Source organism: Pseudomonas sp. PLMAX, assembly GCF_046042685.1.
GTDB lineage: Bacteria > Pseudomonadota > Gammaproteobacteria > Pseudomonadales > Pseudomonadaceae > Aquipseudomonas > Aquipseudomonas putida_AE.
In genome coordinates this window covers 5,833,433-5,849,705 of sequence record NZ_CP064949.1, presented here as the reverse complement: position 1 = coordinate 5,849,705, position 16,273 = coordinate 5,833,433, and the positions used below count along the sequence as shown (strand labels likewise).

13 protein-coding genes are annotated in these 16,273 nt (G+C 51.6%); 4 read left to right on the top strand and 9 right to left on the bottom strand.

Going from position 1 to position 16,273, the window contains the following annotated elements; all coding sequences use genetic code 11:
- Positions 1 to 58: 58 nt before the first annotated feature.
- The 7 genes from DKB71_RS26565 to DKB71_RS26535 form a co-directional block, all read right to left on the bottom strand.
- A complete protein-coding gene (locus tag DKB71_RS26565; protein ID WP_408598467.1) occupies positions 59 to 865 on the bottom strand; it encodes an N-acyl homoserine lactonase family protein in 807 nt (268 codons plus the stop codon).
- 213 nt (positions 866 to 1,078) lie between these two features.
- The gene (locus DKB71_RS26560; RefSeq protein ID WP_408598465.1) at positions 1,079 to 1,843 is read right to left on the bottom strand and encodes a carboxymuconolactone decarboxylase family protein; all 765 of its coding nucleotides are present in this window, start codon (positions 1,841 to 1,843) and stop codon (positions 1,079 to 1,081) included.
- 41 nt (positions 1,844 to 1,884) lie between these two features.
- Complete coding sequence (locus DKB71_RS26555; RefSeq protein WP_408598463.1) at positions 1,885 to 2,295, bottom strand: cupin domain-containing protein; 411 nt, start codon at positions 2,293 to 2,295, stop codon at positions 1,885 to 1,887.
- A complete protein-coding gene (locus DKB71_RS26550; protein ID WP_408598461.1) occupies positions 2,292 to 3,227 on the bottom strand; it encodes an NAD(P)-dependent oxidoreductase in 936 nt (311 codons plus the stop codon). Before DKB71_RS26550 ends, DKB71_RS26555 begins: the two co-directional genes overlap by 4 nt.
- Positions 3,224 to 4,051 (bottom strand): SDR family NAD(P)-dependent oxidoreductase, encoded by an 828-nt coding sequence (locus DKB71_RS26545; protein ID WP_408598459.1) that lies wholly within the window; start codon positions 4,049 to 4,051, stop codon positions 3,224 to 3,226. The genes DKB71_RS26550 and DKB71_RS26545 overlap by 4 nt, the downstream gene beginning before the upstream one ends.
- Positions 4,052 to 4,236: 185 nt before the next feature.
- A complete protein-coding gene (locus DKB71_RS26540; RefSeq protein WP_408598457.1) occupies positions 4,237 to 5,595 on the bottom strand; it encodes a DUF1329 domain-containing protein in 1,359 nt (452 codons plus the stop codon).
- Between the two features lie 469 nt (positions 5,596 to 6,064).
- Complete coding sequence (locus DKB71_RS26535; protein WP_408598455.1) at positions 6,065 to 6,277, bottom strand: hypothetical protein; 213 nt, start codon at positions 6,275 to 6,277, stop codon at positions 6,065 to 6,067.
- A gap of 234 nt (positions 6,278 to 6,511) precedes the next feature.
- Here DKB71_RS26535 and DKB71_RS26530 point away from each other — a divergent pair, with 234 nt between their 5' ends.
- From DKB71_RS26530 to DKB71_RS26515, 4 genes are all read left to right on the top strand, one after another.
- Positions 6,512 to 7,330 carry an SDR family NAD(P)-dependent oxidoreductase gene (locus DKB71_RS26530; protein ID WP_408598453.1) on the top strand — a complete coding sequence of 273 codons (819 nt, stop codon included), beginning with the start codon at positions 6,512 to 6,514 and terminating at the stop codon, positions 7,328 to 7,330.
- 469 nt (positions 7,331 to 7,799) lie between these two features.
- Positions 7,800 to 9,428, top strand: a complete 1,629-nt coding sequence (locus tag DKB71_RS26525; RefSeq protein ID WP_408598451.1) for a DUF1302 domain-containing protein — start codon at positions 7,800 to 7,802, stop codon at positions 9,426 to 9,428.
- Positions 9,429 to 9,526: 98 nt separating this feature from the next.
- Complete coding sequence (locus DKB71_RS26520; RefSeq protein ID WP_408598449.1) at positions 9,527 to 10,663, top strand: WD40/YVTN/BNR-like repeat-containing protein; 1,137 nt, start codon at positions 9,527 to 9,529, stop codon at positions 10,661 to 10,663.
- Positions 10,664 to 10,667: 4 nt separating this feature from the next.
- Complete coding sequence (locus tag DKB71_RS26515; protein ID WP_408598447.1) at positions 10,668 to 13,145, top strand: efflux RND transporter permease subunit; 2,478 nt, start codon at positions 10,668 to 10,670, stop codon at positions 13,143 to 13,145.
- Between the two features lie 658 nt (positions 13,146 to 13,803).
- On the opposite strand, the gene DKB71_RS26510 is transcribed toward DKB71_RS26515, so the two are convergent.
- On the bottom strand, positions 13,804 to 14,208 hold the full coding sequence (locus DKB71_RS26510; protein WP_408598445.1) for a DUF6632 domain-containing protein: 405 nt from the start codon (positions 14,206 to 14,208) through the stop codon (positions 13,804 to 13,806).
- A 532-nt stretch (positions 14,209 to 14,740) separates the two neighbouring features.
- Positions 14,741 to 16,108, bottom strand: a complete 1,368-nt coding sequence (locus DKB71_RS26505) for a DUF1329 domain-containing protein (RefSeq protein WP_408598443.1) — start codon at positions 16,106 to 16,108, stop codon at positions 14,741 to 14,743.
- Positions 16,109 to 16,273 lie beyond the last annotated feature (165 nt).

Here is a 16,273-nt window from a genome sequence, read left to right as displayed (position 1 = left end):
GCAAAAACGGACGGAGTGGTTTTGCGATGATCTGGGCCCGGTAGGAATTTGATGCTGTTTATTTGGCCGTGGAAGGGCTTAGATGAAGAGCGACGATATCTGGGTTCTCAGGATTGAGAATGGGATAACGATCAAGCACCTGCGGGTCATGACCTGGCACGACATGGTCAGGACTTTCCGCTAGCGAGAGAATTCTACGGTAACCATCCAACATGTCACCGACATTAAGTACGACGGGGAATGGCGACTCTAACTCAATATTGTCGTAGTAATGGCTTGCATCCGAGGCAAGCACTATCCAGCCTCTTGCGGTGTGTACGCGGACAGCCTGTAGTCCTTGGGTGTGCCCCCCAACATGAACAAGCTCAATGCCAGGTGCAAGGCGTACGTCGCCGTTATGGAAGACCACCTTCTCCTGGTAAACCCCGCGAACGATATTCACCACATCCTCGATGTTGAAAGGGTGGCGCAGCGGTTTGTAAATCATATAGCGGCCGGTGGCATATTGCATTTCCGACTCTTGCAGGTGGAACCTGCTATTGGGGAGCAGATTGCAGTTGCCTGCGTGGTCGTAATGCATGTGCGTGATGATGGTGTCGGTGACATCGCTTGGCTGCAAGTCGAACGCTTCGAGCGCCTTTATCGGACATTTCAGTAGCTTTCGGCCCCTGGCGTCTGCAGCTGCTTGGTTAAAGCCTGTATCAACCAAGAACACGCGCTCTGCATCTCGGATCAGCCAAACGAAATAGTCCATTGGCATTGGGCCGTCGTGCAGGTCATGGCCATCCATAAAATTGTCTCTTCGTTGCCGCTCGAGATGGGCATAACGCAGCGCGTAAACTTCATAGCAAGGTGTGTTGCTCATTGTGGATCCCCTCGGGAAACCTAGGCTTGGCTGTGTGCCTTATGAGTTAGGCGAATCAGGCGTGGGCAATTTATTGCCTTAAGGAAGGATCGCTCCGAGGGGGAAGGGCATCACCTACCGATGGATAGGCCACCAGCGTACTGGACTTGTAGCTCGAAGTGATGAGGAGCAAAAAACGGGGCCGAAGCCCCGTATAAAGAGAGCACTCTGGAATTAAGCGACCTTGGCGGCGTCGTTAAGGGCTTGCTCAAGCATGGGGACGGCGACGGTGGCGGTATGAATGCCAACAACGCTCACGATCTCCAGTACTTCCATCACTTCTTCGACGGTTGCACCGTACTTGATGGCGTTGCGCATATGTAGCTTCAGGCCAGGTTGGTACAGGTGTGTGGCGGAGGCATTGAAGGCGCAGTAGATCAGCTCTTTGATCTTCGGTTCCAAAACACCGTGAGTCCAAGGCACAGAGGAAAAGTCGAGGTAGGCCTTGAAGAACTCTGGATCCAACTCCAACAGGCCGTCCCACGTACTGTGCCAGTATCCACGTTTCTCGATGAACTCAGCCTTCAACTGCTCTTGCTCAGCGTTGTAGGGCGTTGCCTCTTTGCGCAGGCCTTCTTCCTCTAACACTTCCAAGAGAAGGGGGACTCCAACGTTGCAGGCATGAATGCCCAAAGCGCTGGTAATTTCAATTACCTCCATGATCTCTTCTTTGGTAGCACCAAAGCCCAGGGCGGCCTTCAAGTGCGATTGGATGCCGGGCACGTACAGGTGGGTAGCTGCTGCATCGAGCGCAATGTAGATGAACTCCTTGATCTTGTCTTCAAGGTGATTCTTCTTCCAAGGCACGCCAGAGAGACCGAGGTAACTCTCTACAAATCGAGCATCCAAACGCAGCATGCTCTCCCACGTAGGGCTCCACGTGCCGCGAATACGGACGAACTCGTCCTTTACTGCTTGCTGATATTCATTGAGTGCCATTTTCTGATCCTGATTTTGATGGGCAATAAGTGAGGGCTTTATCAGGCAGATGCTTCTTCAGCCGAAGCTAACTGTGGGAGGTAGTCCTTATCGGAGACCTCTTCCTGCCAACCTGTTTTGCCAATCGAAACTGCCACATGAACCATATAGCTGGTGTCGCTGGCGCCGTGCCAATGGCGCTCTCCAGGCGCAATCCAGACCACATCTCCTGTACGGATCACTTGCGGCTCTTCTCCTTCCAAGCAGACCCAGCCCGAACCGGCAGTAACGCTCAATACCTGACCTACCTCATGGGTATGCCAATACGTTCTGGCTCCGGGCGCAAAGAACACCGTATTAATCGTGACGCCATCAGTTGTGGGCATCACAGGGTCGGCCCAGACCGATCCGCTGAAAGTGGAGGAGCGCTGTTCGGACGGCGAAGCGTTGTCGCGAGCGTGGATTACTTTCATTTTTGCTCACCAAATTCTTTGTGCACGCGGATGCCACCTGAGACATCGCCGATAGCATCGACCACTTTGTTACTGATCAAATCACCGTACCCCAGTGCTGTTTGAAGTCCGAAACTTGCCAGTGGGCCGGAAGCGTTGAGGGAGGCAATGCCAAGCTCCCGGACTAGGTCGACGTAGAGGACGACGTCTTTCGTCATCAGCTTGCCGGTCAGCCCACCTTCGAGGTAGTTTCCGTTCACGATGTGGGGGAATCGATTGAGGGTTGCGAAGTTCACACCGCTGCTTGAGTTCAAAACATCAAGCAAAATGTTCAGATCCAAGCCGGCCTTTTTGCCGGCAACCATCACTTCGGCTGTTGCGGCCAGGCTCACTGCGTTGAGAAAGTTGTTGAGTAGCTTTGCAGTGTGTCCCGCGCCGCTTTCTCCCATGTTGAAGACCTTGCTGCTGATGGGATTGAAGGCCCACTCCAGGTCGCGAATCGTGAGTGCGTCACCACCAACCATCAGCGTCAGCGTCCCTTTCTCAGCGGCGGCAGCTCCGCCGGAGATTCCTGCATCAATGAGCTGCACGCCCTTGGATTTAAACAGGTTGTTTAGCCGTTTTGTCGAACTGGCGGCTGAAGTGCTTAGGTCGACTACAACCTGGCCGGCTCGGCAATGCTGCAATAGGCCATCGTCACCTTCACAGACTTTCTCGACAACGTTGCTGTCGGGAAGGGAGAGGAAGATGTAGTTGCAGTTCTGAGTGATCTCTTTGATTGAAGCCGCTGAAGTTGCGCCGACGGATTCAGATCGTCCAAGACTGGCGTCATACCCAAGGACTTCAATCCCTGCATTAACCAGGCAGCGAGCCATACGGCCGCCCATGTTGCCAAGACCGATGAAACCAATTTTGTTAGTGATCATTTTTTTGCTTCCGAAAGAGAAAATCAAGGACGCTTGTCTACGGTGGAGGTGTCCCAAGCGCCTGCGCCACCTGCAGGCCGAACGGTGTTTACGATGCTCGATCCGCCGTCGACTGAAATGACTTCCCCATTGATGTAGGAAGCCTGATCGCTCAAGAGGAATGCTGCTACGCGGGCGATTTCATCGGGTGTTCCGACGCGACGCATTGGAACGGTTGTACCTCGCTGCACCATGTCGTTCCCGCCGCCTGTTGAAGACTTGTTGCTAGCAAAGAGTTCGGTGGGAATGAGGCCAGGAGCCACTGCGTTCACCCGGATATTCATCGGCCCACCGTACATGGCAGCACCGTGTAGCAAGCCCATCACGCCGTGCTTTGACGTCTGATAGGGGAGCAGGTCGTGACTGCCGCGCAAGCTAGCAATCGACGCTGTCAATACGATTGCGCCACCACTCTCTTGCTTCATGTACTGACGGAACGCTTCACGCAATCCGAGGAATGGGCCTCGCAAGTTGATCGCGATTACTTTGTCGAAGTCTTCTGTGGATAAATCGGGAAGTGAGGCAAATGAGCCAACGATGCCAGCATTCAGGTGGTACAGGTCTACTCGGCCGAAATGATTCACGGCCTGCTGCATGTAGCCTTTCACGTCATCTTCGTTGCTCACATCGGCTTTAACGCCAATGGATGCGGTTGGGAGTGTTCGTGCTAGCTCGATTGCTGCATCACCATTGATGTCAACAACCACCACATTTGCGCCGGATTCGGAAAGAAGCCTCGCCATTGCGGCTCCGATGCCTCCAGCGGCACCGGTGACGACGGCGACCTTGCCGCTAAGTGAAAGAAGACTCATCGATTAACCCCTGGCTATCTCCGGTTATAATTTGGAGCGCTATTGCGATGTATCTAAGCGCTGTGAGAAATATCGGCGCACCCTTTGTGCTGGTCACCTGCCGAAAGATAGTTATGGTAATGAGTGATGAAATAAAACGCCTATCAGCAATGTTTCAACTGATAGGCGTGTCGATGGAGATGTAGTTATCTTACGCCAGAGCGCTCTAGGTATTGCGGGGTATACATGTTTGCCGGGAGCTCAGCAAAGCTAATGCCTTCATTGCTTCCACTAGTTGAACTCATTAGTGCGTAGTCACGAGATTGGAAGTTATAGATGACAAGCGGTACAGAAAGCGTGAGCGGGATTTCCGGATAAGTCAGCGGCGGGATCTGCATGCTTTTCCAGAGCTGGCCTTTCGCGTCCCACATATCGGTGGTCAAGATTGTCCAGGTGTCTTCATCAATATAGAGCCGACGTTTCGGAACTACGTGGCGAGCACCTGCTTTGAGGTTCGCCTCCACGACCCATACACGGTGCAGTTCCCAGCGCATGAATTCTGGATTGATGAATTTCTCGCCTACGAGATCTTCAGCTTTTGCGTTTGCGAGAGAGTTACCATGGTAGGGGACGTAGAATTCCTGCCTTCCGATAAGCTTCCAGTCATAGCGGTCTGTTGCGCCACTGAATCCCCAAGAGTCGTCGAAGTTGGTGAGGCCAGAAGTGAAGTTGTTCGGTACGTCATATTGAACATTTGGGGCTTTCCGAAGCCGGCGTTGCCCAGCCAAATAAACCCAAGCATTGGTCTGCATGTTAATAGCGTCGCGGGGAATATTTACAACCTGCTTTTCACCCGCCGAATATGCTGGGGCCGTAGCAGTGATCAAAGATCCGCCCCACAAGTTTTTATCAAATTTGTTCTCGCGGCCTGGCGGATAGTTGTAAGGGGTGGATATATTAATAATGTTGGATGAGGTCAAGGCACGTTTGCCAGAGGATGATACGAACCAAGTGCTGGCCTCAAGAGTTGAGTCGGCACCGCGCCAGTTCCAGTTCATATTGAACATCGCCTCTTCCCCTGTCTTTGGGATGGGAAAAGGAACTCCACCGGCGAAACCATCAAAAGACATCTTATGATCTTGCAGAGTGATTTTTGTAGCATTGCTTATAGAGCGATCGTAGATGTATTGAGGTGCAGCCCCGGTGCGGTGAGTGGGGTAAATGGCTAACTTGTATCCTGGGTAGTTTTTAAGTAGGTACTTTGCGCCATCTGTCAGCTTGTCCGCATATTTATCCAGATTGTCTGCCGTGATAGTAATCAGAGGCTTTTCATTTGAAAATAGTTGCGGTGGCCGTTTGCCATCACTTTTTTTTGCCGGGTCTGTCAGACCCCCTGTCCAAGCAGGTATGGTGCCGTCGGAATTTCCGGCCTTAATTGCGCCAACGGGTGTAAGTTCACTACTAAGTTTCGATGCTTCTTCAGGGCTTACCGCGGCGAAAATCTGCTGTGATAGAACGGTGGCAAGGCAGATAAATATGGCGGAAATTTTATATTTGTTTTTCATCAGTCATCTCCGATTAAGCGAGTTTTTTTGCATCCGCTAGTTTGGATGCAGGAGCCTCAGTTAGTCCGCATTGCGCAGAGCATGCTTCATGCTTCTCGGCCTTTTATGGTGGTCTACTTTGGTCACGTTAAGCAAGGGCCTTCGAGCTTAATGCGATTGTCGTTTCTATTGGCGGATGGTAAGCCATAATTGCCAAGCTGAAATTAATAATGTCCGGTTTCCTTGTACATGTTGGACATATCGTGCTTTGCACTCCTGGCACTGCTAGGTGGCCTGAAGGTGTGAGTTAAAATTCCCGCAACATTGCATGGGTATCACCTATCGAAAGATAGACTCGTTCTATCTTTGGTCTCGGATAGCTTCAATGCCACGATGTAAGGGGCTTACCGTCTATCTGCTTGGCGGGGGTGCAGTAGGCGCGTTTGTCATGGAGGCCGGTAAGGTTACATGGCCTTTGTCATGTGTTGGTTCAGGATTTCGAGTCGGATGACTGCCATTTTGTGGGATCCAGTTTCGCGAGCTCGTTGATCAGCTGACCCAGTGCGCCGTTATTGATTTTGACTTGCAAATGCTTTCCCCCGCTGGCCCGATGAGGGTTGATATATGTAATGTCCAATTCTTTATCGATCTCGTTGTACTCAATACTTTCAATTTTGCTGATGTTGGCGACGGTGAAGATCATTTGGAGCTCCTTAAATTTTGTATGTTTTGAATAAACCTTTAGAAAAGTGTAATTTTTGTGGGGGCGAACCTACCGAAGGATAGGTTTGACTAAATTTAATCTGCGTAGATTTCAGGTGGGGTGCTGAAACTAGTAAAGCCGTGATGGGTGGCATTACTTGATTTCGATAGATAGGTGTTATGTCTGCTTGTGAGGGGGCATTTCTCGCCATTCTCATAAATAAGGAGGTGGGAGATGGAGTCGGCACAAATTTTCGATGTAAGGGGGCAGGTCTGCATCGTAACTGGTGGTGCTGGTGGTATTGGGTTGGCCTGTGGCGAGGCGATGGCGGAGAACGGGGCTCGGGTGATATTGACGGACATAGACTCTGCTCGACTAGCTTCTGTGGTGGAGCGTCTGCGGGGTAAAAACCTCGATGTTCAAGGGGTAAACATGGACGTCAGTACCAGATCGACAGTTGCCGGAGTGTTTGATCAAGTTATCGCAAATGTGGGGCGAATTGATGTTGTGTTCGCCAATGCTGGTGTTGACGTCGGAGAGGGCTTCATTGCTAAAGATGGTAGTCGTAGCGTTGAGGGAGCTCTAGAGAATATTACTGATCAGCACTGGAACAAATATATAGGTATTAACCTTGGTGGAGTACTACATACTTTGCAAGAGTCGGCCAAGCATATGAAGCGCCAGTGTAGTGGTAAAATTATTATAACTACCTCTATCGCTAGTCGTATTAATGTTGGGGCTGTTGGCACTTCCTACTTCGCAGCGAAGGCGGCAGCTGCACACCTCATGCGGCAGGCTGCTCTTGAATTAGCACGCTTTAACATTCAGGTAAATGCGATTGCACCAGGTGCTTTCGCAACCAATATCGCCAATGGCCATGTGCGAGATCCCGAGGTGCGTCGGCTGTTAGAGGCATCTAACCCTCAGCACCGTGTTGCTGATCCCGACGAGATCAAGGGGCTTGCCCTACTGCTTGCGTCAGGAGCGTCCTCTTTCATCACTGGTAGTGAGATTGTGATCGACGGCGGCGCTCTGCTAGGTATTGCCGAATGAGGCGCCTTTTTGTGTTTAGGGCTCTAGGCAGGGCTTCCCGTGGATGAAGGATGGTTTGGTGCCTATCTCTATCTTTCGATAGGAGAACATAGGAAAAGATTGCGCAATTGTGAAGTCGTACCCCTCCTTGATCTTTTGTATCGAGGAGGGGGCCAAGCCAAATGCTTGGGTTGTCCAGAAACTACAAGGAAAATAGGACATGAATGCTTTTCCGCCGTGCCTGCCATATTTTCGCGTCGCCTCGTCTGGTGGCGTCGTACTTTCGATCTTGCGCTGTTCTAGTTTCGTAAGCTTTAACAACTCACCTTTGGTAATCTCAGGATGAGAATGAGTTTCGTTGATTTTCTGAAGTTTTTTTAAAAAGATCTATTGCTCTGTATTTCGGAGAGTCGATTTTTGGCTAGCTCGGAAAAGCATTGCTATAAATAAATAAACCTCATTATCATCGCTACAATGGGTGTAGATAGAAATGAAAAAACAACAAAAACGTATCTGCCGCACCACTCTTGCATCAATTATTTCCGCGTTGGCAGCAAGTGGGGCTGGAGTTTCTCAGGCTGCTGCGCTGGCTGATACTGAGAATTATCAAGTTCGCTGGGATAATACTTTGAAGTATCAAGTCGGCCAGCGGACTGAATCCCCTTCTAATTTTGCTACTGGCAATATTAATACTAACGATGGTGATGCTGCGTTCAATAAACATGACCTGATCAGTAATCGTGTTGACATTCTTTCGGAGTTCGATTTCAACCTGAAAGATGAGGCGAAAAGTGGGTTTCGCATCAGTGTCGCTGGTTGGTATGACAATGTTTATGAGCGAAACCATCGTACGATTCCAGCTGCCACTTATAACATGACATCTGTGGGTACTGATGAGTTCACGGATAAAGCAAAAGACATGGCGGGCAAGGATCTAGAGATTCTTGATGCATTCATTCATAGCGGAATGGCCTTTGGGGATCATTACCTCTCCTGGCGGCTTGGGCAGCATACTTTGCTTTGGGGTGAAAGCCTCTTCATGGCAACGAACGGGATCGCCAACGGCCAGGCACCCAATGACGCGTACAAAGCACTCTCCGTTCCAAGCACCCTGGCGAAGGAAGTATTCCTTCCTGTAGAGCAACTTTCATCGGCGTTCACGTTGACGGACAACCTTTCGGTCGAGGGCTACTACCAGTTTGAATACAAACAAACTCGTGTTCCAGCGCCCGGTACTTTCTGGAGTACTGGCGACATGGTGTTCAAAGGGGGCGAGTCCTTGCTTTTGGCTCCAGGCTTTGGTGTTCCTCGAGGGGATTCCGTCAAGCCGCGTAGTGACAGCGGCCAGTGGGGCATCGCCCTGAAGTACCGTGACCTAGAAAACGACTGGGATTACGGTGCGTATTTCCTGCGCTTTCATGCCAAGACGCCACAGGTGTTTCTCCATATGTCGACAGTTGCGCCTGGTGTCGCAGTGCCGGATGAATACCGATTCATCTATCCAGAGGACATCAAGCTCTTTGGTCTGAGTGCTTCTACGAAGGTTGGTGATGCCAACGTTGCGGGCGAAATCTCCTTCCGAGACAACATGCCTCTCGTCAGCGATGCGACCAAACTTGTGATCCTCGACGATCAAAGCGTCGATGGTCGCCACAACCAAGAGTACGCCGTAGGACAGACCATTCATGCCCAAGTATCCACTATCTGGGTGCTGCCTCGTTTGCCGCTTTGGGACACGTCCTCATTGACAGCCGAGCTTGGCGCAAATCACTTATACAAAGTGACCAAGAACGGCGATCTGCGTGACAAGGATGACACCGTGCGCACCGCCGCCGGCTTTCGTGGAATTTTCGAACCGACCTGGTACCAGGCGTTGCCGTCTATTGACCTCAGTTCTCCCATCACCCTGGGTTACAACTTCACTGGCAAATCTGCAGTCGATCCGGGCTTCAACGTCACCGGAGCCGCCCACGGCGGAGACGTATCCGCCGCACTCAACTTCAAGTACTTAGCGAATTTGAGAGGTGGGATTAGCTATACGAAGTTCCTGGGCGATGAAGAGAACAACGCCTACCACGATCGAGACTTCGTGATGGTGAATTTAGCTTACTCGTTCTGATGAGAGACGTTACATGAACAATAAGAACTGGCACCCGTCCGGCTTTGTGAAGGGCGTCATCTTCAATACCCTCACTCAGCCTAAAGCAGGTGAAATACATGAAGCGCCTTAAGCTTCACTGGTTGATGGCTGGGATGGCCGCCATGGGTGCTGCTTTTGCAGCGCCCATGGCGGGTGCTCAAACAGCTGACTCCGACCTCATACTCAATGCCGCGAAAGCACGTCTTGAGCGACCAGCAGAACCTGCAGCTAGACCAGAGCGTTCAATGCTATTTGCTGTAGCACGAAGCGGACGACGCCTGGTCGCAGTCGGAGAGCACGGTATCGTTGCGCTCTCTGATGATGAGGGTCGAACTTGGCGTAATGGCAAGGTTCCAGTTGGTGTAAACCTGACCGGAGTGTCATTTGCCGATGAGCATAATGGCTGGGCTATCGGCCAAATGGGTGTTGTGCTTCATACGTCTGATGGCGGCGAGAGCTGGCAGAAACAGCTCGACGGTTTTACCGCCGCAAGTGTCATCTTGGATCAGGCACGACAACAGGCAGCATCACTGGAGCCGGACGCCAAAGAAGACTTGTTGTTACGGGCGCAAAGTCTGGTCGATGACGGCCCAGACAAGCCTTTTTTAGATTTGCTAGTCGAGGATCGCAATACCGTCACGGTGGTTGGCGCGTTCAATCTCGCTCTACATAGCAATGATGGTGGGGTCACCTGGGCCGCTTATTCTCAGCAAATCGACAATCCTAATGGTATGCATGTCTATGCGTTGAAAAGCGTTTCTGGCGAGCTCATGGCAGCGGGAGAGCAGGGATCGCTTTTTTCGGAGCATGGTGGCGGAACATTGAAATCTCTTACCTCTCCTTATGACGGTAGCTACTTTGGCATGTTGCCACTCGGTCAGCAGAGGGTTCTAGTTTACGGTCTGCGAGGGAATGCGTTTGTCTCCGATGACGCAGGCCTTAGCTGGAACAAGGCAGAGGTTCCAGGAAGCAACAACGCAACACTCAACTTCGCTTTCGCGCGTAGCAATGGTGACGTGCTCCTTCTGGATCAATCGGGGCGCGTGCACATTAGCAATGACAAAGGCCGAGTATTCAAAACGCTTAACTTTGAATGGGGAGCTCCCTTGACCGGTGCCGCCGAGACCTCAAGCGGGGACATTCTCCTGACGAGTCTCGCTGGTGTTGTAACGATCCCAATGGCTACTTTGGCCGAGACGGCTTCCAAGGAGTAATACCATGCAATCTACTCACGAAGAAGCACCCGTCATTGCTAACCTGCGGGACTTTGACCGAGCTTCAGGCTCATGGTTAGAGCGCTTACTGTTCAATCACAGAATGTATGTGTTGCTGTTCTGTTTGCTGCTTACCGTGTTTTTCATTTTCCAGTTCCCGGGGCTCAAGCTGAATGCAAATTTCCTTCGGATGATTCCGAATGACCACCCGTACGTACAGAACTTCACTGCTCGCAAGGATGACCTGGCAGGGCAAGGAAACGTCATGCGGATTGTGGTGGAGAGCAAAAAGGGCAGCATTCTAGACGCTTCATATCTGGCCACATTGCAAAAGATCAGTGACGAGGTGTATCTCATTGCAGGGGTAAACCGCCCGTATATGAAGTCCCTTTGGACGCCGACCATGCGCTGGCGAGGTATCACTGAAGTCGGGATTGAAGAGGGGCCTGTGATCGACTCGAATTACGACGGTTCGGTTGCCGCCTTGGCACGTATGCGTCTGAACATCGAACGATCGGGGGAGATCGGTAGCATTGTTGCGCCAGATTTCAAATCGACCATGCTACTGGTACCACTACTCGATATCGACACGGAGACAGGGAAGCCGCTCGACTACGGTGATTTCAGTCGCAAGCTTGAGCAGGTGCGTGCGAAGTACCAGAGTGATCAAATCAGCATCCACATGGTTGGTTTCGCCAAGGTGGTTGGAGACCTTATCGAAGGGCTCGGTCAAGTATTGGTCTTCTTTGCCACCGCGATTCTCATTGCCGGCGCTCTGGTGTTCAACTACACCCGCTGTGTGCGAAGCACGCTTGTAGTGTTGATGTGCTCCGTAATCGCAGTTGTCTGGCTTCTGGGGCTACTTCCCATCCTAGGCTACGATTTAGATCCATACACCATCTTAGTTCCATTCCTCGTCTTCGCTATCGGTATGAGTCACGGCGCTCAGAAGATGAACGGCATCATGCAGGATATCGGTCGAGGTACTCATCGCCTGATCGCTGCACGCTATACCTTCCGCCGTCTCTTCATGGCGGGATTGGTGGCACTTGCGTGTGATGCCGTAGGTTTCGCCGTGCTGCTGCTGATCAATATCGAGGTGATCCGCCAGCTTGCTACCACTGCAAGCATTGGCGTGGCATTCCTGATTTTCACCAACTTGATCCTGCTGCCGATTGTTCTCAGTTACGTCGGAGTCGGAAAGCGGGCTGCTGTGCGGAGCCTGCGCAACGAGGAGTCTGACCTAAGCGACGGAATTCGGCATCCTTTGTGGCGGTTCCTGGATCTGTTCACCCGTCGGAAGGTAGCCGCGCCAACCCTGTTCATTGCTTTCGCACTAGGACTTTTTGGGTTTGTGGTGAGTCACAAACTCAAGGTTGGTGATTTGGATCCTGGTGCGCCTGAACTGAGAGTTGACTCTCGCTACAACAAGGACAATGGCTACATCACTTCGCACTTTGGAAACGCGAGTGACGTGTTCATCGTCATGGTCACTTCTCCTACTGGACAGTGCATGAGCTATGACCTGCTGGAGAAAATTGATCGTCTAGAGTGGAAGCTCCGCCAGCAGCCAGGAGTAGCTGCAACGGATTCTTTTGCTTCCTTCATTGGCATCATGACTGGCCAGCTGACCGAGGGTAACCCCAAGTGGATCGGCCTCATTCCCAACCAGGCCGTTATCAACAGCTTGGTTAAATACGCGCCCTCAACCATCGTCAGTCAAGCCTGCGACATGTCGATGCTCCGGATATTCCTGACGGATCATAAAGCCGAGACATTGAATGGTGTCGTTAGTGTTGTTGAGGCTTTTGCCGCTCAGAACAATACTGCCGATCAACAATTCAAAATGGCAGCAGGCACTGCGGGCATCGAGGCTGCGACTAACATCGTGGTGGAAAAAGCCAATCGCGAGATGCTGTTCTGGGTCTATGGCGCGGTAATACTGCTCTGCTTCATTGTGTTCCGCTCCTGGCGAGCAGTTACCTGTGCGATTTTGCCGTTAATCCTAACATCGATCCTCGCTGAGGCGTTGATGGTGTGGCTGGACATTGGTGTGAAGGTAGCTACGTTGCCGGTGATCGCATTGGGGGTAGGTATTGGCATCGACTATGCGCTCTACGTCCTGAGTATCTTACTAGCACATCTCCGCAGTGGAGAGTCTCTGTCGATGGCTTATTACCGTTCGCTGCTATTTACCGGCCGGGTCGTATTGCTAACTGGTGCGACATTGGCGATTGGTGTTGCTACCTGGTCGCTTTCTCCGATCAAGTTCCAAGCGGACATGGGCGTCCTTTTAGCATTCATGTTCCTGTGGAACATGTTGGGGGCACTCATCTTGCTCCCAGCCTTAGCGAGCTTCCTACTGAAACCGGCTGCTCGTCCACTAGCAAATGAAGCCCAAGAGATTTCTGAGAAGAAGGTTGGGACGAAGGTTGAGGAAGATCCTGCGATGCAGCGCTTGCTCCACGGTTTTCCGCATTGATACAGCCGCGTGTGGCATAACTGCGAGTCAACGTGCATAAAAGAACGCGCCCCCGATTTTGGGGGCGCCTTCGTTTCTTGCCACCATTCGCAACCGGCTCGACTGGCCAGATCACATTGATGATGCAGATCAAAAGCGATAAACGGTGCTATCTGCTTTCTAAAGATAGGTTTTCGTAGCCTCCAGCGGCGGTGTAATCGAGTCTCCAAGCACTGCCGAGAGCGCTGCCATGAAAATAAAAAAAATGTTCTTCACCGTCACAGGTCTGTCTTTCCTCGCGCTTTTCGCGCTGGCTATCTTGAATCAGCCATCGCGTGCAGCAAGCGTTGTTTATGCCTCCTATCCCCCAGGGTGCCAGTACGGCAGCTATCCCTGTGCATTACCGCCAGGAGTTCCAGGTTGGCCTCGTTTTCCTTGATTGGCTGAGTGCTGTTTTGTTCGGGAAATGGCTAGCTTTGTAGGGCATCTGCATTCGCGTCCGCTAGAGTGCGTTTCTCAGGGGGCCTCAAATGAGGCCGATCTCTACGTGTCTCTGGCCTTTGACGATTGCTATGTCATGTGAAGGCCAGCCTGGGATAGCTGCGCCCCGCCAAAAGAGCAGCCAGCTTCTCTTGTTCGAGTCTGCGGAGCGGACTAAGCCTCAATTGGATCGAGTGGTTTAGGCTCCATCGTGTGTTCGGGGCTTAGCGGTCAATTGCGAGCGGGGCGTCAAGATTGCCAAGGCAATCGCCACGATGAAGAGCGCCGGCACTTCATCTGCCAAGTGCCCCATTTGCCCCGATTGGGCGACCGCCTGGACGGCCATGATTGCTCCGTGCACGGCGTTAGACCACACGGTGAACCAGATCAGGCTCAGATTGGCTAATGGATCATGTGCGACCAGGATCAAGAACACGCCAAGTGTGGCGTAGAGGCCAACGATCATCATCGGGTAATCCGAGTGACCGACGTGCCAGGCCCAGCCGGACGGCCAGAACAACATAAGTGGGTAGAGCGCGAGGCACGCGAGCCCAGCCAAAACCAGAACGACGCGCAGATACCTGAGGCGATCGACTTCGGTCATGGCGGACTCCTCTTTTGGCCTAACTCTAAATAGACCCCGAGTGGGCTGATAACGCCTTCACAGGCGTGAGGGATAACATTCCTAGTTCTGTCTCTATCCCTGACTAGGGCAGGCATTGTGACAGTCGGCTGACCGCTGAAGGGGTTTATACACGATGAACGGACAGTCCAGTCTACTCAATCAGTTCCGGCAGTAGACCAAGCATAGCTACTCATTTGCTATCGCTCCGTCCTCCGGCTGCTTCTGACCGTTGTGGCTGTGATCAGTGCGGCGAAGCGCAACTATGTTTATCTGCTCGCCGACCGTATCAACGTGCTAGTACATGAAGGTATAGGAGTTTGACTGGCAGCTCAGCGTTTGCGCCAAGAGCGTTTCTCCTAGCCAAGTACAAGGCACGGCTAGAAGCTGAACTGGCTATCGAACAACTTCAGACCTTGGTACTTGGTTTTCCGAAAGAATCGGCGCCAAATATGAATGAAAAACGCGCCTAGCAGCGAGTACTGCTAGGCGCGTACAGGAAAGATTAAGCTACTTATCTTACACCCGTGCGCTCCAGGTATTGTGGGGTGTACATGGTTGCTGGAAGTTCGGCGAAGCTCATACCTTCCTTATCACCGTTCATTGCGTTCATCACCGCGTAATCACGAGATTGGTAGTTGTAGATAATGAGAGGGACGGAAAGGGTGAGCGACATTTCTGGATAGGTAAGCGGCGGGAGCTGCATGCTTTTCCAGAGTTGCCCTTTAGCGTCCCAAAGGTCGCTGGTGAGGATTGTCCAAGTATCTTCATCGATGTAAAGACGGCGTTTCGGTACTACGTGGCGGGCACCAGGTTTCAACGTTGCTTCTACGATCCAAACGCGATGAAGTTCCCAGCGCATTGCTTCTGGATTAATGAATTTTTCACCCAAAAGAACTTCTGGTTTGGTATTCACCAGCACATTGCCTTCGTAAGGAACGTAACGTTCTTCCTTTCCAATCAGCTTCCAGTCATAGCGGTCGGTGGCACCGCTGAAGCCCCAGGAGTCGTCGAAGTTTGTAAGCCCAGAGGTAAAGTTGTTGGGTACATCGTATTGGACATTAGGCGCTTTGCGTAGCCGACGCTGCCCAGCAAGGTATACCCAAGCGTTGGTTTGCGTAGTGATCGGGTCAGCGGGGATATTGACTACTTGCTTTTCGCCAGCTGAAAAGGCGGGTGCTGTAGCGGTGATCAGTGATCCACCCCACAATTTTTTATCGAGTTTGTTCTCACGACCTGGCGGGTAATTGTATGGCGTCGTCATGTTAACAATGTTTGCAGATGTCAATGCGCGTTTGCCAGAAGAAGACACAAACCAGGTGCTGGCTTCAAGTGTGGAGTCTCCACCCCGCCAGTTCCACTTCATGCTAGCAATAGCTTCCTCCCCAGTTTTAGGAATGGGGAAAGGAATGCCGCCTTGGTAATGTTCCATAGACATTATTGAGTTGGTCATGGTGACATTGGTGGCATTATTGATTGATTGGTCATAGAAGTATTGAGGCGCGGCTCCAATTCTATGAGTCTTGTACACATTGATTTTATAGTCGGGGTAATTCTTCAGCAGATACTTGGCGCCGTCGGTCAGCTTGCTTTCATACTGTCCCACATTGGCAGAAGTAATCGTGAAAATTGGCTTTTCAGTAGGGAAAAGCGGGCTAGGGCGTGTCAGATTGGAAGAGTTCTGTGGATTGCCGCCTTTAGCTAAACCTCCTGTCCATTCCGGGATCGAGCCATCGGCATTTCCTGCTTTAATGGCTCCGACTGGGGTCAACTCACTTTTAAGTTTTTCTGCCTCTGCAGGACTTACGGCTGCCATGGACTGGTGAGCCAAAAGAGTTGAAAGGCAAAAAGTTAAGGCTGATAATTTTTTATTGTTTTTCATCAGTAGTCTCCGATTTGGACGAGAATGTCACAATCACTGACCTGAATTTAAGTGGTTAGCGATAAATTCGGTCAGCGCACTTGGAGCGGTTGAACTTGTACTTCTTTGACCGCAGAAGTTACGCACGCCCAACGCCGCTGTTTGGCCCAGAGGTGTCAGTAGAAG